The following is a 21,935-nucleotide window of genomic DNA, read 5'->3' as shown; positions in this document are numbered from 1 at the left end:
GGCGCCGTCCTATTTCGGGTGCCGGAGGCGCGGGTTGGCGATGATGGCGGCAATGTCGGCGACCATGTTGAGAGCGACATAGACCGCAGCGAAGATCAGCCCCACCGCCTGCACCACGGGCACGTCGCGCTTGGCGACATGGTCGACGAGATATTGCCCCATGCCGGGATAGACGAAGATGACTTCGATCACGACGACGCCGACGATGAGGAAGGCGAGGTTGAGCATGACCACGTTGATGATCGGCGCAATGGCATTGGGGAAGGCGTGCTTGCGGATGATGTCGAAGGGCGACAAGCCTTTGAGCTCGGCCGTCTCGATATAGGCCGACTGCATGACGTTCAGGATCGCTGCGCGCGTCATGCGCATCATGTGGGCGAGCACGACGAGCGTGAGCGCCGTTGCCGGCAGGGCGATCGCCTTCATGCGCTCGAGGAAGGGCATGCCGTCATAGACGGTGGAGATGCCGGGGAAGATCTGCCACTTCACGGCGAAGAAATAGACGAGCAGGTAACCGACGAAGAATTCCGGCAACGAGGTCGAGGCAAGCGCCAGGCCGGAGATGGTCTTGTCGATGAAACCGTTGCGGTAGCGCACCGCAAGCAGCCCGAGCAGGATGGCCAGCGGCACGGACACGACGGCCGCCCAGAAGGCGAGGAACAGGGTGTTCCAAAGGCGCGGGCCGATGGAGGCGGCGATGTCCTGCCGGCTCGACAGGGCCGTGCCGAGGTCGCCCGTCAGCACGCCGCCGAGCCACCTGAAGTACCTGATATAGGCCGGGTCGTTGAGCCCGAGGGACTCCCTGAGGTTGGCGAGCGCCTGGGGCGTGGCCGACTGGCCGAGAATGGATTGGGCGACGTCGCCGGGCAGGATCTGGGTGCCGGCGAAGATCAGGACCGAAACGGCCAGAAGCAGGAGAAGGCCCAGCGCAATGCGCTGGGCGATCAGTTTCAAGATCGGGTTGGACATGCCGCCGGCGCCTTGCTCAGGCGTTCAGCCAGCACTTCGACAGCGCGTAGCCGCCCATCATCTCCTGGTTGCCGTCATCGACCCAGCCGCCGACCTTGCCGCTGGTGGCGTCGATGAAGTCATTGAACATCGGCGTGATGACCCCGCCTTCGTCGCGGACGATCTGGCCCATGTCGGCATAGAGCTTCTTGCGCTTGTCCTTGTCGAGTTCGGCGCGTGCTGCAAACAGCATCTTGTCGAAGTCCTCGCGGAAGAAGCGCGTGTCGTTCCAGTCGGCCTTGGAGTAGTAGGCGGTGGAATACATCTGGTCCTGCGTCGGGCGCCCGCCCCAGTAGGAGGCCGAGAAGGGCTGCTTGTTCCAAACTTCCGACCAGTAGCCGTCGCCCGGCTCGCGCTTGACCTCGAGCGTGATGCCCGCCTTGGCGGCACTCTGCTGGTAGAGCTGGGCGGCATCCACGGCGCCGGGGAAGGCGACGTCGGAGGTGCGCAGCAGCACCGAGCCGGAATGGCCGGATTTCTTGTAATGGAAGGCGGCCTTGTCGGGATCGTACTTGCGCTGCTCCATCTCGGTGAACAGCGGATAAGCCTTGTTGATCGGGGTGTCGTTGCCGACCGAGCCGTAGCCCATCAGGATCTTCTGCAGCATCTCCTCGCGGTCGAGCGCATATTTCAGCGCCAACCTGAGATCGTTGTTGTCGAAAGGCGCGGTGTTGCAGTGGGCGATGAAGACATAGTGGCCGCGGCCGGCGACGTTGCGGATGACAACGCCGGGCACGCGCTTGATCAGCTCGACGATCTTCGGTTCGACGCGGTTGATAATGTCGACCTGGCCGCCCTGCAAGGCAGAGGTACGGGCCGTAGCGTCGTTGATGACGATGATCTCGATCTGGTCGGCGAAGCCGCGGTCGTCGCGCCAGTAGTTGGCGAACTTCTCGCCGCCAAGGCGCACGCCGGCCTCGTTGACGGTGACCTTGTAGGGCCCGGTGCCGATGCCGGCATCTGGCTTGTCCTTGCCGCCGTTCGGCTGGATCATCAGATGGTAGTCGTCGAGCAGGAAGGGCAGGTCGGCATTGGCGTCCTTCAGCTCGAAGACGACGTTCTGGCCGTCCTTCTTGACCGAGGCGATGCCGCCCATCAGGCCGAGTGCACCTGATTTCGCCTTCTCGTCGGAATGGCGCTCCATGGTCGCCACCACGTCGTCAGGCGTCATCTCCTTGCCGTTGTGGAACTGCACGCCCTTGCGGATCTTGAAGGTCCAGGTCTTGGCGTCGTCGGATGCGCCCCATTCTTCTGCAAGGGCAGGGTGCACTTCGCCGGTCGGCGAAATCTGCACGAGCTGCTCGCCCCACTGGCGGCCGAAGAAATAAGGCACCTGGCTCGACCAGGATGCCGGGTCGAGGCTGTCGGTGGCAGCACCCCCTTGCATGCCGGCGCGAAGGGTGCCGCCCTTGACAGGGCCTTCGGCCCTGGCGGCATTGGAAAGCAGCGTATTGGCGAAGGCTGCGGAGACACCGAGGGCTGCGGCGCGACCCAGAAAGTCGCGCCGGTTCAACTTGCCTTTGGCGACACGGCTGCTCAGGAATTCAAGTTCATTGGACATTGGAAGCTCCTCACTCTGGCGGTCGGTTATTGCTCGACTTCTGATGGCAATATTGACCGTAACGTAAGGGCATCGGCAAGGCCGAATGCGACATCAGGTGGCGCAATCCACGTGTCGCATTTGGACCAAAATCTTCTGCGTCAGATGTGGTCGCGGGCGACGATTTCGGTGAAATCGCGCTCGAAAACCAGTTTTTCTCCCTCATAGGCCTCGATGCGGCCGGTGAGATGGAAATTCTCGCCGTCCGCGCGCATGGTGGTGAAGGCTTCGGTCCTGACCGACCAGCTGTCGCGTTTCAACGTCTGGGTCCAATGGGTCTCGCCGTAGGCCGCCAGAGGGTCGGCAGGATCGATGGTCCAGGCCTCGCGGGCGACCTCGCCGACCGCCAGTCCGTGGTCGAGATCGCGGGTCTCGCCGAAGTCGTCGACGATGCTGAGCGTGACCTTGCCGTCCGTGCGCTCGATCTTGCGGCTGTGGCTGTCCTCGCGGATCGTCTCGATCTGCCAGGGGGTGGCACCCTCCGGTTCCTCGAACGTCCATTCGTTAACTTCGCCCGAGGGACGCACCGGCAGATCGATGGCGCCATCGTGGATCGTCAGCGTCACCTCTTCCGGTGATGGCCACACCAGCGGCCAGTAGGTCGAAGAGATGGAGACACGCAAGCGATTGCCCGCGGCTGCGCGGTAGGCGATGTCGTCGAGCTTGAAGGCGATATCCATCGCCTTGCCCGGCACCACGTCCTCCGGGAATTCGTGGCTGTTGCGATGACAGAGATTGAGCACGCCATAGGTGATGCGCGTCGAAGCGCCGTCCGGCTGGACGTCGCAGAGGCGCACGGCGACCATCGCCCGCCTGCGATTGGCCGCCAGCTTCAGCCTGATGACCGGGCTGCCGACGACGTCGAGCGGGGCGTCGAGCACGGCACCATCGAAGCAGGCCGATTTGGCGTCGTCGGTGCGCTGGTCTCCCGGCAGTTCCGGTCCAAGCCAGATGGCGCAATATTCGCCGCCGTCCATGCCGCAATCCTGCGGCGAGTTGATCGATACGGTTGAGTCCAGCTTGCCACCCTCGGCAAGCGTGCCGTTCGCGCCGAGGGCCAGGGTCTTGATGGCGATGTCGGGCGAAGGCCATTGCTGTTCCGCGATCCAGCGTCCCTGGCGCTCGAGATACCATTCGCGCGGCGGTTCGGAATTCATGACGTAGAGCCGCATTGCCGGGTCGTCCTCGACGCCGGTTTCCTTGCCCTTGAGCCAGTGGTCCCACCAGCGCAGCGCCTCCTGCAGGAAACCGATGGCCGGCTTCGGTACGGCGAAATGTGGGTACTTGTGCACCCATGGGCCGGCGATGCCCTTGACCGGCGCCTTGAGGTTGCTGACCAGGCGCGAGACGGTGTTCTTGTAGGAATCGCCCCAGCCGCCGATGGCGAGCACCGCAGCCTTGATGGCTGAATAGTTTTCGTTGACCGAACCACGCTTCCAATAGGCGTCGCGGCGCTGGTGGTTCAGCCAGACGGCGGGCAGGAAGGGCTCGTGCTCAAGCCGGTCAAGCCACATGTCGCGCCAGGCGTCGCCGACCAGTGCCGGATCCGGCGGTCGCGACGAATAGGACAGCATGGTCGCGCCCCATCCCATGTTCTCGTTGAGCAGCAGGCCGCCCTTGTAGTGGATGTCGTCGGCGTAGCGGTCGTCGGTCGAGCACAACGTGATGATCGCCTTCAGCGCCTTGGGCTGAAGGGCCGCGACCTGCAGGCCGTTGAAGCCACCCCAGGAGATGCCCATCATGCCGACCTTGCCGTTGCACCAGGGTTGGCTTGCGGCCCAGGCGATGACGTCGCATGCATCCTGCCACTCCTGGTCGGAGTATTCGTCGTCCATCAGCCCTTCGGAATCGCCGTTGCCGCGCATGTCTACGCGGATCGAGGCATAGCCGTGGCCAGCGAAGTAGGGATGGGTCAGGCAGTCGCGCGTCGTGGTGCCGTCGCGCTTGCGATAGGGCAGGTGTTCTAGGATCGCCGGCACCGGGTCCTGGTCGGCATCCGCCGGCATCCACACCCGGGCCGACAGCCTGGTGCCATCGGGCATGACGATGCCCATGTCAGGAAATTCGACGATGTCGCGCGGAAACTCGGTGATGGTTTTCATGCTTGGCTCCCTGCGCCATCACTACAGCGCCGCGCGTCCTGTCGACGCGCAAAGGACGCTGTAGCACTTAAGTCTGTGCATGATCCTTGGCCGAAAATCGACCTCGATTTTGGGGCATGCACACGGCGCAGGGTGGCCGAAGCAAGGGCTAAGCGTGGGCCAGCGAACGGAATTCACTGGCCAATTCGCGTCAGTTCAGCGGGATGTCGTTGTCGCCCTTGCTTTCCTGATAGGTCTCCGACATCTCGTCGTAGCGCCTGGAGATCCTGGCGACGCGCTCTTCCAGCCGCTTGCGGTCGGCTTCGGGCAGTTCGCGCACCAGCTTGCGCAGGGAGAAGCTCTTCCAGTAGGCGTTCTCGGCGTTGTAGCCGCCCGGCTCCAGGGTGAAGACCTCTTTCAGGATCTTCAGGTCGTGCGGGATGGCGAAGCTGTCGCGCGAATCCTCGTGGCTGAAGAGGTAGTAGAAATTGTCGAAGCCGGCCCAGGTGATAGCCGACAGGCACAGCGAGCAGGGCTCGTGGGTCGACAGGAAGATCAGGTCCTTGGTTTCGGCGCGGGTCGCCTTGGGCATTTCGTAGAAGCGTTTCAGGCAATGCATCTCGCCGTGCCAGAGCGGATTTTCGAGCTCGTTGTTGGTCTCGGCGACGACAAGCGAGCGGTCGTCCTTGGCAAGCAAGGCGGCGCCGAAAAGCTTGTTGCCCTTCTTCACGCCTTCGGCAGTCTTGGGCACGATGTCGTGTTCGATGACGTCGAAGAGGCGTTCGATGAGCGAGAGTTCGGCCATGTGTCAGAAACCTTCCGGAAGGGTGATTTCGTAAGGGTGCGAGAAGTGGAACTCTTCGAGATTGGGGCCTGTGCCGCCGCGGTCGACGACGACGAAGTCCTGGTTTTCGCCGATTGGCGTCAGCACCGCATGCCAGAGGTTGCGTGGGTAGTTGACGCCCTGGCCGGGCGCCGTGACGAAGGCGTGTGGTTCGCCCGGGCCGTCGCCGATGTCGTGGCAGACGACGACGAGATAGGGGCGCGGGGTCAGCGGAATGAACGCCTGGCTGCCGAAGGGGTGTCGTTCGACCATCGAAAGCTTCAGCGGGAAGTCGTAGGGCGTTCCCTTGAAGATGTTGATGATGACATGGCCGTCGGGGCCGGCTGCCTCGGCGCGGGCGAGCGCATGGAAGCGCTCGCATTTGCCTGCATTGATCGGGTAGTGACTGTCGCAGTTGGTGTCGATGACCTCGCCGAACTCGGCGAAGTTTTCCCGCGTCAGCGGTTTTGCGACGATCCGCTTCATCTCACCCGACATGACTGATCCTCAGCGACGGCGCGTGGCGTTGAAGGCGCCGAGCTGCGCGTGGCGGTTGACGTCCTTGTAGAGCAGGTAGCGGAAGCGGCCAGGGCCGCCAGCATAACAGGCCTGCGGGCAGAAGGCGCGCAGCCACATGAAGTCGCCGGCCTCGACCTCGACCCAGTCGTTGTTCAGCCGGTAGACGGCCTTGCCTTCGAGCACGTAGAGGCCGTGCTCCATGACATGGGTTTCGGGGAAGGGGATGACGCCGCCCGGCTCGAAGGTCACGATCGTGACATGCATGTCGTGGCGCAGGTCGTTGGGATCGACAAAGCGTGTCGTCGCCCAGGTGCCGTTGGTGTCCGGCATGGCGTTCGGCTCGATGTCGTTGTCGTTGAGGAACAGCGGATCGGGCGCGTCGAGACCGTCTACATATTCATAGGCCTTGCGAACCCAGTGGAAGCGTGCGGTTTCCTGGCCTGCATTGCGCATCGTCCAGCCGCTTGCCGGCGGCAGGTAGGCATAACCACCAGGGGTTAGCACATGGCTTTTGCCTGATATGGTCACGGTCACTTCGCCTTCGACGACGAAGAACACGCCCTCGGCGCCTGCATCGGGTTCGGGCCGGTCGCTGCCGCCGCCGGGCTGCACCTCCATGATGTATTGCGAGAAGGTCTCAGCAAAGCCCGACAGCGGACGAGCGATGATCCACAGCCGGGTCTTGTCCCAGTTGGGCAGAAAGCTGGTGACGATGTCAGAGAACTCGCGCTTCGGGATCACCGCATAGGCTTCGGTGAAGACGGCGCGGTCGGTGATCAGGTCCGTCTGGGGAGGCAGGCCGCCTTTCGGCGCATAATAGGAGCGTTTTGTCATCTGTCTTAGCGTGGGTCTTAGCGGGGAAGGATGTCGTTGAGGCGATACCAGGCGATGCGCTCCACCTGCTTGCAGGCGGTGGCGAATTCCTGGTCACGGTCGTTGGCGATCCGGGTCTCGAATGCCTTCAGGATGCTCGCCTTGTCGTTGTCTCGCACGGCGATGATGAAGGGGAAGCCGAATTTCTGGACATAGGTGGCATTGAGCTCGGTGAAGCGGCTGCGCTCGGCGTCGGTGAGCGCGTCGAGGCCGGCGGATGCCTGCTCCTTGGTCGACTCCTCGGTCAGCCGCTTGGCCTGGGCCAGCTTGCCGGCAAGGTCAGGGTGGGCGGTCAGCACGCCAAGTCGCTCGGCATCGGTGCCAGTGCGGAAGGCGCGGCAGAGCGCGTTGTGCAGCCCACCGGCGCTGTCATGAGCGGGTCCGAGCTCGAGATCGAAGGCGCGTTCGGCGACCCAGGGCGAGTGCTCGAAGATCGAGCCGAAGCGCTGGACGAACTCCTGGCGCTCCATGCGAGAGGGGCGCAGCGCCTGCGGCTGGTAGGGATGGTTTTCGCGCCAGTGCCTGGCAATGTCGGTGCGGCGGGCGACCCAGACCTTGTCGTGGCTCTGCACATATTCGACAAAGCGGCGCAGTGCTTCGGCACGGCCGGGGCGGCCGACGAGACGGCAGTGCAGGCCGATGCTCATCATGCGTGGCCGGCCGGCGGCACCTTCGCGATAGAGCGTGTCGAAGCTGTCCTTCAGGTAAGCGTAGAACTGGTCGCCCGAGTTGAAGCCTTGAGCGGTTGCAAAACGCATGTCGTTGGCGTCGAGCGTGTAGGGAATGACCAGCTGCGGGGGAATGGCGTTGCCGTGGCCGTCATGGTCGAGCCAGTAAGGCAGCTCGTCGTCATAGGTGTCGGAAATCCAATCGAAACCGCCTTCGGCGGCAGCGAGGCGCACCGAATAGACCGAGGTACGGCCGAGATAGAGGCCGGTCGGGCGTTCGCCGACGACTTCGGTGTGCAGCCGGATGGCTTCGATCAGATCGGCGCGCTCGTCGGCTTCGGCATGGTCGCGATAGTCGATCCAGCGCAGGCCATGTGATGCGATTTCCCAGTCGGCCTCCTGCATCGCCGCCAGCTGGTCGGGCGAGCGGGCGAGCGCGGAAGCGACGCCATAGACGGTCACCGGTACATTGGTTTCGGTGAACATGCGGTGGAGCCGCCAGAAGCCGGCGCGGGCGCCGTATTCGTAGATCGATTCCATGTTCCAGTGGCGCTTGCCCGGCCACTGCGCCGCGCCGACGACCTCGGAGAGGAAAGCTTCCGACGCCGCGTCGCCATGCAGAATGTTGTTTTCGCCGCCCTCTTCGTAGTTGACCACGAATTGCACGCAGACATTGGCCCCACCGGGCCATTTCGGATCTGGTGGGTTCGCGCCATAGCCGCGCATATCTCTTACGTAACGCATGGTCCCTCGAAAGCGGTCTATTACTGCCACTTGAGCAGGATAGCGGAAGGTACGTCAGACATTCCCTCGAAAAATTTTGAAAGTCTTTTTGTAGCAGTCTTCTCGACCGCACCTTATGCAATGCCCTTAAATGGCGCAAAATCTATCGAGATGGCGCATGTCGCCAGTAGGGAGAGCGAATGACAAAGGCTGAAGGCGGACGCCTCACCACCCATGTCCTTGATACTGCAACCGGCAAGCCTGCCGAGGGGCTGTCGATCTCCCTGTTCCACATCGAAGGCAGTGCGCGCAGCTTGCTGAAGAAGGTCGCCACCAATTCCGACGGGCGCTGCGATGTGCCGCTGCTCGCAGGCGACGACTTCCGGACCGGCGAATACGAGCTCGTTTTCGAGGCCGGCGACTACCTGCGCCGCCAGGGCACGGAACTGCCGAAGCCGGCTTTCCTCGACGTTGTGCCGATCCGCTTTGGCATGGCCGAGCGGACGCATTATCATGTGCCCTTGCTGATTTCCCCCTACGGCTATTCCACCTACCGGGGCAGCTGAGCCATGGCGACGGTCAAGACACGCAACCATATCCGCTTCATCCTCAACGGCGAGGATATCAAGCTTGCCGATGTCGCGCCCGACGAGACGCTGCTCGACCATCTGCGTCTGCGCCGCTCCCTGCGCGGCACCAAGGAAGGCTGCGCCGAGGGCGACTGCGGCGCCTGCACGGTGCTGGTCGGACGGTTGTCCGGCGGCAAGCTGGTCTATGAAAGCGTCAATGCCTGCATCCGCTTTGTCGGCTCGCTGGATGGCTGCCATGTCGTGACCATCGAGCATCTCACTGGGGGTGGCGACAAGCTGCATCCGGTGCAGCAGGCCATGGTCGATTTCCATGGCTCGCAGTGCGGTTTCTGCACACCCGGCTTCGTCATGTCGCTCTACGGCCTGTGGATGGAGACCCCCAATCCCTCCGACCAGGCGATCGAAAAGGCACTGCAGGGCAATCTCTGCCGCTGCACCGGCTATGAGGCGATCATGCGCGCGGCGCGCGCCATTTCCGACTACGGCAAAGTGGCAAAGGATCCGCTGCTGGTCGAGCGCAAGGCGGTCACAGCCCGCCTCGAAGCCTTCAAGGACGGCACCCGCGTCGAGGTCGGCGAGGGCAAGAACCGCTTCGTCATCCCGGCCAGCGTCGACGACCTCGCCGACGTGCTCGAGGCAGAGCCGACCGCGACCGTCGTCGCCGGCTCGACCGACGTCGGCCTGTGGGTCACCAAGCACATGCGCAACATCTCGCCGGCCGTCTTCATCGCCAATATCGACGGCCTGCATAAACTTGATGAAGACAAGGGCGTCATCTCCATCGGCGCCGGCGTCACCTACACCGAAGCATTCGAGACGCTGTCGAAGCGCATTCCAGCACTCGGGCCGCTCATCGACCGCATCGGCGGCCAACAGGTGCGCAACATGGGCACCATCGGTGGCAACGTCGCCAACGGCTCGCCCATCGGCGACACGCCGCCGGCGCTGATTTCGCTCGGCGCGCAGCTTACGCTGCGAAAGGGCAAGGAGAGCCGCACCATCTTGTTGCAGGACTTCTTCATCGCCTATGGCAAGCAGGACCGCGCACCGGGCGAATTCGTCGCTGCCGTGCATGTGCCAGTGCCCGACAAAGACGACCACTTCGCCGTCTACAAGGTCACCAAGCGCCGCGACGAGGACATCACCGCCTCGCTCGGCGCGTTTTGGCTGCAACTTGCCAAGGATGGCACGGTGGCCGATGTGCGCATCACCTATGGCGGCATGGCGGCGACGCCGAAGCGCGCCAGCGCGGTGGAGAAGGCGCTGATCGGCCAGCCCTGGACCGAAGCGACCGTGGACGCGGCGATGGCCAAGTATGCCGAAGACTTCACGCCGCTGACCGACATGCGCGCCACCGCCGAATACCGTGCGCTGGTGGCCAAGAACCTGCTCCTGCGCTTCTACGCGGAAACCACCGGCACCAAGGCGCCTTTCACGGTGTCGAGATACGAGGCTGCGTGACATGACCCAGCATCAACCGAACCTCAAGGCTGCCAAGATCAAGGGTGGCGTGCATTCCGACCAGCGCCACGATTCCGCGCACAAGCATGTCGCCGGCGAAGCGATCTACATCGACGACATGCCCGAACCCGCAGGCACGCTGCATATCGGTCTTGGCCTGTCCAACGTTACCCATGCCACATTGAAGAGTGTCGACCTGTCGGCCGTTCGTGCCGCGCCCGGCGTCGTCGACGTGCTGACCTATGCTGACGTGCCCGGCGAAAACGACGTGTCGCCGAGCGGCATGCATGACGATCCGGTGCTGGCCGAAGGCAAGGTGCAGTTTCACGGCCAGCCGATCTTCGCCGTGGTCGCCAAGACCCGCGAGCAGGCTCGCCGGGCGGCACGCCTTGCCAAGATCGAATATGAAGAGCTGCCGGCGATCATCAGCATCTGGGACCTCGATCCCGAAAACGACAGGCAGGTGACGACGCCACTGACGCTGAAGCGCGGCGATGCGGCGGCTGCCATCGCCACGGCCCCGCGCAAGGTGAAGGCGCGGATGAAGCTCGGCGGCCAGGACCATTTTTATCTCGAAGGCCAGGTGTCGCTGGCAGTGCCCGGCGAAGACGACGAGGTCACCATTTATTGCTCGACGCAAGGACCGAGCGAGACCCAGCATCTCGTCTCCCATGTGCTCGGCGTGCCGAGCCACGCGGTGCAGGTCGAGGTGCGGCGCATGGGCGGCGGCTTCGGCGGCAAGGAAACCCAGGCCAACCAGTGCGCCGCGATCGCCGCGATCGCTGCCAAGAAGCACAAGCGCGCCGTCAAGGTCCGCCTCGACCGCGACGAGGACATGACCGCCACCGGCAAGCGCCACGACTTCGCCATCGACTACGAGGTCGGCTTCGACGACGAGGGCCGCATTCTTGGCGTCGACTTCATGTTCGCGCTCAACGCCGGCTTCTCGGCCGACCTGTCGGGCCCGGTTGGCGACCGCGCGCTGTTTCACTGCGACAACGCCTATTTTTATCCGAACGTGCACGCAAAGTCGGCGCCGCTCTACACCAACACGGTGTCGAACACGGCGTTCCGCGGCTTCGGCGGCCCGCAAGGCATGGTCGGTGCCGAGCGCGTCATCGAGGAAGTGGCGTTTGCGGTCGGCAAGGACCCGCTCGAAATCCGCAAGCTGAATTTCTACGACGCGATGGGCGAGGCGGGCGACCGCAACCTGACGCCCTATCACCAGAAGGTCGAAGACAACATCATCCACCGCATCGTGGCGGAACTGGAGCAGAGTGCGTCCTACGCCCGCCGCCGGCGCGAGATCGCCGCCTTCAACGCCAACAGCCGCTTCGTCAAGCGCGGCCTGGCGCTGACGCCGGTCAAGTTCGGCATCTCCTTCACCAAGACCGAGTCCAACCAGGCCGGCGCGCTGGTGCATGTCTATTCCGACGGTTCGGTGCACATGAACCATGGCGGCACCGAGATGGGGCAGGGCCTGCATCTCAAGGTGGCGCAGGTGGTTGCCGAAGAATTCCAGATCGATCTCGACAGGGTGAAGATCACGGCTACGACCACGGCCAAGGTGCCGAACACGGCGCCGACGGCAGCGTCCTCGGGCGCCGATCTCAACGGCATGGCGGCACAGGACGCGGCGCGGCAGATCCGCAAGCGCCTGACCGCCTTTGCCGCCGACAAATACCAGGTGCCTGCCGACCAGGTGGTATTCCTGCCTAACCGCGTTCGCGTCGGCAACCAGGAGATCGCCTTCAACGACCTGGTCAAGCAGGCCTATCTCAACCGCATCCAGCTGTCGGCCGCGGGCCACTACAAGACGCCCAAGATTCATTGGGACCGCAGCAAGGGCAGGGGCCACGCCTTCTATTATTACGCCTATGGTGCGGCCTGCGCGGAGGTGTCCGTCGACACGTTGACCGGCGAATATGTTATCGAACGTGCCGACATCCTGCACGACACCGGCCGGTCGCTGAACCGGGCCATCGACATCGGTCAGGTCGAGGGCGGCTTCGTCCAGGGCACCGGCTGGCTGACGACGGAGGAGCTGTGGTGGGATGGCAAGGGCCGGCTGCGCACCCATGCGCCGTCGACCTACAAGATCCCGCTCGCTTCCGACCGGCCCAAGATCTTCAATGTGGCGCTGACCGACTGGTCGGAAGCCTACGAGCCGACGATCCATCGCTCGAAGGCCGTCGGCGAGCCGCCGCTGCCGCTTGGCATCGCGGTGCTTCAGTCGCTGTCCGATGCTGTCGCCAGTGTCGCCGACCACAAGATCAGTCCGCGTCTGGACGCGCCGGCGACGCCGGAGCGGGTGCTGATGGCGATCGAACGCCTCCGGGCCGAGGCGGCCCAGGTCAAGTGAGCAAGACCGCCAAGAGCCTGCGGGCATTCCTCAAGACAGCGCCTTCGGCGGCGCTGGTCGAGGTGACCGAGGCCAAGGGCTCTACCCCACGCGAAAAGGGCGCGTGGATGCTGGTGTCACCGGAGCGCATCTTCGGCACCATCGGAGGCGGCCAGCTCGAATACATGGCCATCGACACCGCACGCGCGATGCTCAATGGCAATTCCAAGCGCAGCGCCGTGATGGAGCACGTGACCGGCGATCCGATCCCGGCGCGCTATCTGGAACCGCCGCATGAGGGCGACAAGGGCGTCACGCTCGACATTCCGCTCGGGCCTGAGATTGGCCAGTGCTGCGGCGGCCGCGTCGAAGTGGCCGTTCGCCATGTCGACGAGGCGATTGCCGCCGATCTGATGGCTTCGGCCGAGATGTCGGACGCTGCCCTGCCGCATGTGCTGGTGTTCGGCGGTGGCCATGTCGGCCATGCGCTGGCCTCGGCCTTCGCATTGCTGCCGTTGAACGTGGTGGTGGTCGAAACCCGCGCCGATGCGCTCGACGGCATGCCCGCGGGTATCGACACCAGGCTGACGCCAATGCCGGAGGAAATGGTGCGCGAGGCGCCGTCAGGATCTGCCTTCGTCGTCTTGACCCACGACCACGCGCTCGACTTCCTGATCGTTGCCGAGGCGCTGAAGCGCGACGACACCGGTTATGTCGGCATGATCGGCTCCAAGACCAAGAAGGCGACGTTCAGGAGCTGGTTCCTCAAGACCGCCGGCGGCAGCGAGGAGCAGTTCGCCCGGCTCGTCTGCCCGATCGGCGGCGAGGCGGTGAAAGACAAGCGCCCCGCCGTGATTGCTGCACTCGCCGCAGCCGAGATCATGACCGCGCTTGCGGTCAAGCCGGCCTGACGACCTTCCAGATTATTCGTTTTCCTGGGTGTGGGCTTCAAGGAACCACAGCGACTTGTCGAGCGCGCGCGAATAGGCCGTGAAGATGTCGGCAGTGTCGGCGTCGCCCGCTTCGCCTGCTTCATCGATGGCCGTGCGCGCCGAATGTGCTGCGTCGGCATAACGGTCGATGAGGGCCGCGAGGTGGTCCTTGGTCTTGTAGATGTCGGTGGGGTAGGGCTTCAGCTTGCTGGCCTCGGCCACCACCTGCGAGGTGCCAAGGGCTGTGCCGCCAAGCTGTACGGCGCGCTCGGCGATGGTGTCGACATGGCCGTCGAGTTCGGTGCGGAAGCCGTCGATCATTTCGTGCACGGCGATGAATTGCGGTCCCTTGATGTTCCAGTGCGCCTGCTTGGTCAGCAGCGCCAGATCGATCGCGTCGGCCAGCCTGGCGTTGAGCAGTTCGATCGAAACCTTCTTGGCGTTGGACTTGAGATCGTTGCGCGTGGGGTGGGATATCATCGGCTGCTCCTTGGTCTGGGTGGGTCGGAAAAGACCGGTGGCGCCGCACGGAGGGTCCGGCAGCGTACGCAGGCTACAACAGCCTCATGACAGTTCGGTTCCGGCCTGGCCCAGTCGATTTTCAGCCAGCGGCGGCGTTGCGGGCGACGACTTCCAGATAGGCGGCCTGCAATTCCTGGCGCACCGGCAGCCGCTTCTGCGCTGCTTCCGACAGCGGCACGCCGAGGTGGTCGGTGCGCAACTCCTCCATGAAGCGCTCCCACATTTCGGGGCCGCCCGTTTCAAGAAGCTCGGCGCGGATGCTGAGCTCTTCGCTGACCGGCAGCCATTTGCGGCCCCAGGCGGCAATGGCGGCAAAGACGGGCAGCAACTCGATGGCCATCTCGGTCAGGCTGTAGATTGCCTTTTGCTTGTGGCTGGGGTCGTCAGCCTTGCTGATCAAGCCCTCGGCCACCAGCCGCTTCAGCCGGTCGGCGAGGATGTTGGAGGCGATGCCTTCCTCCGACTGGGTGAGCAACTCGCGGAAATGCCTGCGGTTGCCGAACATCATGTCGCGCAGGACGATCAGGCTCCATTTGTCGCCGACCACCTCAAGGGTGAGGTTGATCGGACAACCCGACCGGTGATGCTCGCTCATGACAGATGCTCCAGAAAACCAGTTGCAATGTAAAATCGGTCGCCCTATCTTGCAACTGATTAGTAAATGCAATCGGTTTTGACCGGCGGTTCGCCGGTGATCTTGTACTGCGCCCCAAGGAGGCGAGGATGAACACGGGAATGGATCGCCGTACGGTGATGAAAGGTGCCGCCCTTTCGGCGCTTCTGGTCCCCACAATGGCATCGGCACAGCAGGAGCAGTCGGACGCGGGCGTGGCGACCGTGACTGCAAAATCAGGGATAACGACGATGACGACGGGCAATTTCTCCGCCGACCGGCTCGAGTGGATGCGCAAGGTGATGGCTGGGCATGTCGAAAGCGGTGATGTGCCCGGACTGGTGTGGGCGGTGAACCGTGGCGGCGAGACCCATATCGAGGCTGCCGGCACGCTTTCGCTCAACGACGGCAAGCCGATGCGCAGCGACACCATCTTCCGCATCGCTTCGCTGACCAAGCCGGTCACCGCGACAGCGGCCATGATCCTGGTCGAGGAAAGCCGCCTCAGGCTCGACGACCCCGTCGACAAGTGGCTGCCGGAACTAGCCGACCGCAAGGTGCTGAAGACGGTCGGCGGTCAGCTCACCGATACCGTGCCGGCCAGCCGCCCGGTCACGCTACGCGACCTGCTCACCTTGCGCTTCGGTCTGGGCGCGATCATGGTCTATCCCTTCGCCTATCCGCTGCAGTTTGCGATGGAAGAGGCTGGCATCGCCCCGAGCGCCGACCTGTTCAAGGGTTCACCCGACGCCTTCATGAAGGCTGTGGGCAGCCTGCCGCTCGCCCACCAGCCCGGTGAGGGTTGGCTCTACCACACCGGGCTCGACGTGGCCGGTGTGCTGGTCACGCGCGCCGCGGACCAACCGCTGTCCACCTTCATGCAGGAGCGTATCTTCGCGCCGCTCGGCATGAAGGACACCGGTTTCCATGTGCCTGCCGACAAGATCGGTCGGCTCGCCACTGCCTATTCGCGCGACTTCCAGACCGGCAAGCTCGGCGTCTATGACGAGGCATCGGGCGGCCGGTTTGCCAAGCCAGTCACGTTCGAATCCGGCGGCGGCGGCCTGGTCTCGACTGCCGAAGACTATCTCGCCTTCCAGCGGATGCTGCTCGGCAAAGGGCAGCTCGGCAGCGAGCGCATCCTGTCGCGCGCATCGGTCGAACTGATGACCACCGACCAGCTGACAGCAGAGCAGAAGGACAGCGCGGCTATGTTCTTCAACGGCAGTTCGGGCTGGGGGCTCGGCATGTCGGTGGCCCTCAAGCGTGACAATCTCTGGATGTCACCGGGGCGTTTCGGCTGGGACGGCGGCTATGGCACCTCTGCCTATGCCGATCCGGTCGAGGATCTGGCTGGCATCCTGCTCACCCAACGGCTGATGGATTCGCCGCAGGCGCCAGCGCATTACACCGACTTCTGGACCTCGGCCTATCAGGCCGTCGTCTAAGTGTTGACGCGGCTAGCCTACTTGCCGGCAAGGATGTCCTTGATCAGCTTGTGGCAGCGCTCCGCCATGAAGTCGAGAAGCAGCCGGACCTTCGGGTCCTGCAGCTTCTTGTGCGGATAGACCGCGGCGAACTGCACCGGCGTCGGCGGCGTCTGCGGCAGGATGACCTTGAGCCGCTGGTCACGGATGAAGGGCTCGACCTCGAAACGAGGTTTGTTGATGATGCCGCGGCCGGCAAGGGCCCAGCCGGTCAGCACGTCCCCGTCGTCCGAATCGAAGGGCCCGTGCACTTCGAACTTCGTCGGCCCGCCCGGTGTCTCCAGGGTCCAGAAGAACTCGCGCGCGCCGGGATAACGCAGCATCAGGCAGTCGTGCTTCTTGCCGATTAGTTCGTGCGGGCTCTGCGGCTCTCCGCGCCGCTCCAGATATTTCGGCGAGGCGACCAGAACGCGCTCGCACTCCATGATGCCGCGCATCCGGAGGCTGGAATCCTCGATCACGCCAAGCCGGAAGGCCACGTCGAGGCCTTCCTTGAGGATGTCTACATTGTGGTCGGACAAGCGGAGCCTGACCTCGATATCAGGGTACTTGTCGTGGAATTCAGGAATGCCCGAGGCAACCAGCCGCCGGCCGAGGCCGAGGGGTGCTGTGACACGGATGGTGCCGCGCGGCTGGCCGGAAAGAGCTGCGACCGCGGCCTCCGCCTCGGTGATGGCGTCCAGCACCTGCTTGGCGCCGGTGTAAAAGACGTTGCCGTGCTCGGTCGGCATCAGCTGGCGCGTCGTGCGGTTGAACAGGCGCACGCCGAGATGCTTTTCCAACTCCTTGATTCTGTTGGACGCGACGGCAGGCGAAATGCGCATGTCGCGGCCCGCGGCGGAAAGATTGCCGAGTTCCACGACGCGAACGAAGACAGCGATGTTATCAAGGTATGCCATGCGTGCCCCGGTTCCATAGCCGGCTTATGCCGCGCAATACCACGTTAGTATTTTCCAGATTTTTTTGAAAGTCATCGCGAATCCTTCCTCTTCCGCGAGGCATCAGGCATCGTAAGATCGCTGATGCTGCGAAAAGGGACGGCGGATGTACGACTTGGCGTTTTTCATGGAGTGGGCGAGCTTCGCCGTGCGGTGGCTGCATGTCATCACTGCGATGGCCTGGATCGGCTCATCATTCTATTTCATCGCGCTCGATCTCGGGCTGCGCAAGCATGACGCCTTGCCCGTGGGCGCCCATGGCGAGGAGTGGCAGGTCCACGGCGGCGGCTTCTACCACATTCAGAAATACCTGGTCGCGCCGGCGCAGATGCCGGAGCACCTGACATGGTTCAAGTGGGAGTCCTACGCCACCTGGCTGTCGGGCTTCACGCTGCTCTGCCTGGTCTATTACGGCGGCGCCGAACTGTTCCTGATCGACCGCAACGTGCTCGACGTGTCTGCGCCCATCGCCATCGCCATCTCGCTGGCTTCGATCGGCCTCGGCTGGATCATCTACGACCTGCTCTGCAAGTCGAAGCTCGGCGACCACGACACGCTTCTGATGATCATCCTCTATGCGGTGGTGGTGTTCATGAGCTGGGGCTACACGCAGCTGTTCACCGGCCGCGCCGCCTTCCTGCATCTCGGCGCCTTCACGGCGACGATCATGTCGGCCAACGTCTTCATGGTCATCATCCCGAACCAGAAGATCGTCGTCGCGGACCTCATCGCCGGCCGCAAGCCCGACCCGAAATACGGCAAGATCGCCAAGACACGCTCGACGCACAACAACTACCTGACCCTGCCGGTCGTGTTCCTGATGCTGTCGAACCACTACCCGCTGGCGTTCGGCACGCAGTTCAACTGGGTCATCGCCTCGCTGATCTTCATCATCGGCGTGCTGATCCGCCACTACTTCAACACCATCCACAAGCGCGCCGGCAACCCGCACTGGACCTGGCTGGCCGCCACCTTGCTGTTCATCATCATCATGTGGCTGTCGACGGTGCCCAAGGTTCTGACCGGCGAGGACAAGAACGCCGCCGTCACCACCACACCTTTCGTCGCGTCGGCCGAGTTCCCGAAGGTGCGCGACACCGTGCTCGGCCGGTGCGCCATGTGCCACGCCGCCGAACCATCCTATGAGGGCATCTACCACGCGCCGAAGGGTGTTATTCTCGAGACCGACGGCGCCATTGCCGAGCATGCCCGCGAGATCTATCTGCAGGCCGGCCGCAGCCACGCCATGCCGCCCGGAAACGTGACCCAGATCACACCGGAGGAGCGGGCACTGCTCGTCGCCTGGTACGAACAGGCCCGCAAGAACTGACGGCCCGGAACTGACCGGCTAGCGGCCGTTCGCAGACCTTGAGGCCGGCCACACCCAAGCTGGCCCGAACTGAAAGCTGGATTTGCCATGACCACGACCCTTCTCCGCGGCCGCACCCTGTCGTTCCGGCGCTGGCCCGACAGTGCCGACGACCATGCCGCCTACGCCTATGAGGAAGACGGCGCGGTGCTGATGCGGGACGGCAAGATCGCCGCGGTCGGCGGTTACGCCCAGGTCGCGGCCCAGGCCGGCAGCAATGTCCAGCTCATCGATCATCGCCCGCATCTCATCCTCCCAGGATTTATCGACGCGCATGTGCATGTGCCGCAGATGCAGATCATCGCCGCCTACGGCGCCGAGCTGCTGGAATGGCTGAACAAATATACCTTTCCGGAAGAGACCAAGTTCATCGACGCCCAGCACGGCCGTCGCATCGCGCGCCTGTTCCTCGACGAGGTGGTGCGCCAGGGCACGACGACGGTCGCCGCCTATTGCTCCGTTCACAAGCAGTCGGCCGAGGCGTTCTTCGCCGAATCGCATGACCGCAACATGCTCAATATCGCCGGCAAGGTGATGATGGACCGCAATGCGCCCGATGGCGTGCTCGACACGCCGCAGGCGAGCTATGACGACACCAAGGCGCTGATTGCGGAGTGGCACGGCAAGGGTCGCCAGCACTATGCGATCACCCCGCGCTTCGCCATCACATCGACGCCCGAGCAGATGGAGATGGCGGGGCAGCTGGCGAAGGAGCATCCCGGCTTGCACATCCAGACGCATCTGTCGGAGAACCACGCCGAGATTGCCTTCACCCAGGAACTTTACCCCTGGTCGCGCGACTACACCGACATCTACGACCACTACGGCCTGCTCGGTCAGCGCACGCTGCTCGGCCATTGCATCCATCTCGGCGAGCGCGAATCCGACGCGATCTCCGAACATGGCTCGATCGCCGTGTTCTGCCCGACCTCCAACCTGTTCCTTGGCTCGGGCCTCTTCGACTACCAGCGCTATCGCCGGCGTGAGAAGCCGTTGCGCATCGCGACTGCGACCGACGTCGGCGGCGGCACCAGCTATTCGATGCTGCGCACCATGGACGAAGCCTACAAGGTCATCGCGCTCAACGGCGAGAAGCTCAACCCGCTGGCGTCCTATTGGCAGCTGACGCGCGGCAACGCCGAGGCGCTGTCGATCTCCGACAAGGTTGGTACGCTCGACGTCGGCACCGACGCCGACATCGTCGTGCTCGATTCGCGCGCCACGCCGGGCATGCGGCTCAGGATGGAGCGCTGCGGCACGCTGGCCGAAGAGCTGTTCCTGCTGCAGACGATGGGCGACGACCGTGCCGTGGTCGAGGTCTATGTCGCGGGCGCGCCGGCAAAGTCGGTGATGGACAAGACGGCCTGACCTTGCGTCATTGGCCTGCGTCTGCCATGTGACCTCTGGTCTGAAGGAGGAGCGGACGATGGCAACTGCCGATGATGTGAAGAAGATCGCCGAGCAGGAGACCCGGCTGGTCTTCGATGGCTTCGACGAGGCGACAGCCTACGAGATCGGCTCGGCCATCCGCACCCGCGGGCTCACCGAGAAGTTCCCGATCGTGGTTGATATCAAGCTGTGGGACCGGACGCTGTTCTACTGCGCGCTGCCTGGCTCGACATCGAGCAATTCCGAGTGGACGCGCCGCAAGATCAATGTGGTCAAGATGTTCCATCGCAGCAGCTACCGCATGGTGCTGACCAAGGCGCGCGAAGATCGCACCTTCCCGGTGGGCGAGGCCCTGCCGATCGAGGACTATGTGCTCGCCGGCGGTGGATTCCCGATCCGGATCAAGGGCGTCGGCGTTATCGGCGTCGTTGCCGTGTCCGGCCTGCCGGAGCGGCAGGACCACGAGGTAGTCGTGGCGGCAATCGCCGACCATCTGGGTGTTCCGAGGCAGGAAGTGGCGCTCGGGCCGGTATGATTTGAATACAGCGTTGCCGCCACCTTTACCTTCTCCTCGTGAACGGCGGGGCGAGGGGGCGTCAACGTAGCCGCTTGCGCCTTAGGTGCCGGCCCTTCGACAAGCTCAGGACGGGACGAGTGGCGGCGCGACATGAACAGACAAAGCGACTGATAGTGAGAGTCCGGATGGCCATGACCGACCCCAAGCAGTTTCTGACTAGCATCTTCGAAGCGGCCGTCGCTGCTGCCGATCCGGAGCTCACCATCCGCCGCCACCTGCCGGAAAAGCCCAAGGGCCGGACCATCGTCATCGGCGCCGGCAAAGGCTCGGCCCAGATGGCGGCCGCATTCGAAAAAGCCTGGCAGGGGCCGCTGGAAGGCGTGGTGGTCACCCGCTACGGCTTTGCCGCCCCTTGCGAGCGCATCAGGATCGTCGAGGCCTCGCACCCGGTGCCGGACGCCAACGGCCTTGAGGCGGCGAAGCTTCTGCTCCAGACGGTTTCCGGCCTGACCGAGGACGATCTCGTCGTTGCGCTGGTCTCGGGCGGCGGCTCTGCGCTGCTGCCGTCGCCGGCCGGCAGCCTGACGCTTGCCGACGAGATTGCCGTCAACGAGGCGCTGCTCGCCTCCGGCGCGCCGATCTCGGCGATGAACACCATCCGCAAGCACATTTCGGGCATCAAAGGAGGCCGGCTGGCGGCCGCCGCTTGGCCGGCGCGCGTCGTCTCGCTGGTCGTCTCCGACATTCCCGGCGACAACCCGGCGCTCGTCGCCTCTGGGCCGACCGTGCCCGACGAGGCGTCCCGCGCCGACGCGCTTCGCCTGATCGAAACCTACCGCATCGCGCTGCCCGCCAATGTCATAGCCCACATCAACTCGGCTGCCGCCGATGCGCCACAGCCGACCGACCCGCGTTTTGCCCGCAACGAGGTGCATGTCATCGCTTCCGCCGCCGTGTCGCTCGACGCCGCCGCCGAGGCAGCACGCAAGCGGGGCGTTGAAACCGTCATCCTCTCCGACGCCATCGAAGGCGAGGCGCGCGAGGTCGGCGGCGTACATGCGGCCATCGCCCGCGAGGTCGCTACCCGCAACCGGCCATTCAGCAAGCCTGTGCTGATCCTGTCCGGCGGCGAGACGACCGTGACGCTCCGTGCCAAGGGCAAGGGTGGCCGCAACAGCGAATTCCTGCTCGCCTTCGCCATCGGTATCGACGGTCTTGAGGGCATCGACGCGCTGGCCGCCGACACCGACGGCATCGACGGCTCCGAAGACAATGCCGGCGCCTTTGCCGACGGCTCGACCGTCTCGCGCATGCATGGCGTTGACGTCGACGCCAAGGCGATGCTCGCCGGCAACAATGCTTGGACGGCGTTCAACTCGGTGGGCGATCTTTTCGTCCCTGGGCCAACCGGCACCAACGTCAACGACCTCAGGGCGATCCTCATCCGGTAGAAAGCTTCCGCCCTTCGTCTGAACGAGAGG

General features: G+C 64.0%; 19 protein-coding genes. 9 read left to right on the top strand and 10 right to left on the bottom strand.

Annotated elements, in window-relative coordinates; genetic code table 11:
• Positions 1-9: 9 nt before the first annotated feature.
• From NDO48_RS23140 to puuE, 7 genes are all read right to left on the bottom strand, one after another.
• On the bottom strand, positions 10-969 hold the full coding sequence (locus NDO48_RS23140) for an ABC transporter permease (protein WP_267322422.1): 960 nt from the start codon (positions 967-969) through the stop codon (positions 10-12).
• Between the two features lie 16 nt (positions 970-985).
• Positions 986-2,569, bottom strand: coding sequence for an ABC transporter substrate-binding protein (locus tag NDO48_RS23135; RefSeq protein WP_018429462.1), 1,584 nt, complete (start codon positions 2,567-2,569; stop codon positions 986-988).
• A 140-nt stretch (positions 2,570-2,709) separates the two neighbouring features.
• Complete coding sequence (locus tag NDO48_RS23130; protein ID WP_018429461.1) at positions 2,710-4,710, bottom strand: CocE/NonD family hydrolase; 2,001 nt, start codon at positions 4,708-4,710, stop codon at positions 2,710-2,712.
• A 190-nt stretch (positions 4,711-4,900) separates the two neighbouring features.
• Positions 4,901-5,494 (bottom strand): nucleoside deaminase, encoded by a 594-nt coding sequence (locus NDO48_RS23125; RefSeq protein WP_018429460.1) that lies wholly within the window; start codon positions 5,492-5,494, stop codon positions 4,901-4,903.
• A 3-nt stretch (positions 5,495-5,497) separates the two neighbouring features.
• The gene (locus NDO48_RS23120) at positions 5,498-5,998 is read right to left on the bottom strand and encodes an ureidoglycolate lyase (protein ID WP_026227510.1); all 501 of its coding nucleotides are present in this window, start codon (positions 5,996-5,998) and stop codon (positions 5,498-5,500) included.
• A gap of 21 nt (positions 5,999-6,019) precedes the next feature.
• Positions 6,020-6,865 carry a bifunctional allantoicase/(S)-ureidoglycine aminohydrolase gene (locus NDO48_RS23115; protein ID WP_018429458.1) on the bottom strand — a complete coding sequence of 282 codons (846 nt, stop codon included), beginning with the start codon at positions 6,863-6,865 and terminating at the stop codon, positions 6,020-6,022.
• A gap of 17 nt (positions 6,866-6,882) precedes the next feature.
• On the bottom strand, positions 6,883-8,316 hold the full coding sequence (puuE, locus tag NDO48_RS23110) for an allantoinase PuuE (RefSeq protein ID WP_026227509.1): 1,434 nt from the start codon (positions 8,314-8,316) through the stop codon (positions 6,883-6,885).
• Positions 8,317-8,495: 179 nt separating this feature from the next.
• Between puuE and uraH the strand changes: the two genes are divergently transcribed.
• Genes uraH through xdhC form a run of 4 tightly spaced genes read left to right on the top strand, consistent with a single transcriptional unit; the run spans position 8,496 to position 13,598 of the window.
• Positions 8,496-8,861: a hydroxyisourate hydrolase gene (gene uraH, locus NDO48_RS23105; protein WP_018429456.1), complete on the top strand. Its 366-nt coding sequence runs from the start codon at positions 8,496-8,498 to the stop codon at positions 8,859-8,861.
• A gap of 3 nt (positions 8,862-8,864) precedes the next feature.
• Entirely contained in the window at positions 8,865-10,346 is a 1,482-nt protein-coding gene (xdhA, locus tag NDO48_RS23100) for a xanthine dehydrogenase small subunit (RefSeq protein WP_018429455.1), read from the top strand.
• Position 10,347: 1 nt separating this feature from the next.
• Positions 10,348-12,708 (top strand): xanthine dehydrogenase molybdopterin binding subunit, encoded by a 2,361-nt coding sequence (gene xdhB / locus NDO48_RS23095; RefSeq protein ID WP_018429454.1) that lies wholly within the window; start codon positions 10,348-10,350, stop codon positions 12,706-12,708.
• Entirely contained in the window at positions 12,705-13,598 is an 894-nt protein-coding gene (gene xdhC / locus NDO48_RS23090) for a xanthine dehydrogenase accessory protein XdhC (protein WP_018429453.1), read from the top strand. The genes xdhB and xdhC overlap by 4 nt, the downstream gene beginning before the upstream one ends.
• Positions 13,599-13,610: 12 nt before the next feature.
• Here the strand turns inward: xdhC and dps are convergent, their stop codons facing one another.
• On the bottom strand, positions 13,611-14,099 hold the full coding sequence (gene dps / locus NDO48_RS23085) for a DNA starvation/stationary phase protection protein Dps (protein ID WP_267322421.1): 489 nt from the start codon (positions 14,097-14,099) through the stop codon (positions 13,611-13,613).
• 121 nt (positions 14,100-14,220) lie between these two features.
• The gene (locus tag NDO48_RS23080) at positions 14,221-14,736 is read right to left on the bottom strand and encodes a winged helix-turn-helix transcriptional regulator (protein WP_018429451.1); all 516 of its coding nucleotides are present in this window, start codon (positions 14,734-14,736) and stop codon (positions 14,221-14,223) included.
• Positions 14,737-14,864: 128 nt separating this feature from the next.
• On the opposite strand from NDO48_RS23080, the gene NDO48_RS23075 reads away from it, so the two are divergent.
• Positions 14,865-16,202, top strand: coding sequence for a serine hydrolase domain-containing protein (locus NDO48_RS23075; protein ID WP_198292865.1), 1,338 nt, complete (start codon positions 14,865-14,867; stop codon positions 16,200-16,202).
• A gap of 17 nt (positions 16,203-16,219) precedes the next feature.
• Here the strand turns inward: NDO48_RS23075 and NDO48_RS23070 are convergent, their stop codons facing one another.
• Complete coding sequence (locus NDO48_RS23070; RefSeq protein WP_018429449.1) at positions 16,220-17,140, bottom strand: LysR family transcriptional regulator; 921 nt, start codon at positions 17,138-17,140, stop codon at positions 16,220-16,222.
• Between the two features lie 145 nt (positions 17,141-17,285).
• Between NDO48_RS23070 and NDO48_RS23065 the strand changes: the two genes are divergently transcribed.
• The 4 genes from NDO48_RS23065 (at position 17,286) to NDO48_RS23050 (ending at position 21,905) form a co-directional block, all read left to right on the top strand.
• Positions 17,286-18,509 carry a urate hydroxylase PuuD gene (locus NDO48_RS23065; RefSeq protein ID WP_018429448.1) on the top strand — a complete coding sequence of 408 codons (1,224 nt, stop codon included), beginning with the start codon at positions 17,286-17,288 and terminating at the stop codon, positions 18,507-18,509.
• 87 nt (positions 18,510-18,596) lie between these two features.
• Positions 18,597-19,916 (top strand): guanine deaminase, encoded by a 1,320-nt coding sequence (gene guaD / locus NDO48_RS23060; RefSeq protein WP_267322420.1) that lies wholly within the window; start codon positions 18,597-18,599, stop codon positions 19,914-19,916.
• 58 nt (positions 19,917-19,974) lie between these two features.
• A complete protein-coding gene (locus tag NDO48_RS23055) occupies positions 19,975-20,472 on the top strand; it encodes a heme-degrading domain-containing protein (RefSeq protein WP_018429446.1) in 498 nt (165 codons plus the stop codon).
• Positions 20,473-20,639: 167 nt separating this feature from the next.
• Positions 20,640-21,905, top strand: a complete 1,266-nt coding sequence (locus tag NDO48_RS23050) for a glycerate kinase type-2 family protein (protein ID WP_018429445.1) — start codon at positions 20,640-20,642, stop codon at positions 21,903-21,905.
• Positions 21,906-21,935 lie beyond the last annotated feature (30 nt).

Origin of the sequence: Aminobacter sp. MET-1 (genome assembly GCF_026521175.1) — a bacterium.
Classification (GTDB): Bacteria; Pseudomonadota; Alphaproteobacteria; order Rhizobiales; family Rhizobiaceae; genus Aminobacter.
Note: the sequence above shows the minus strand (reverse complement) of the source record. Positions and strands in the feature narration are given on the sequence as shown.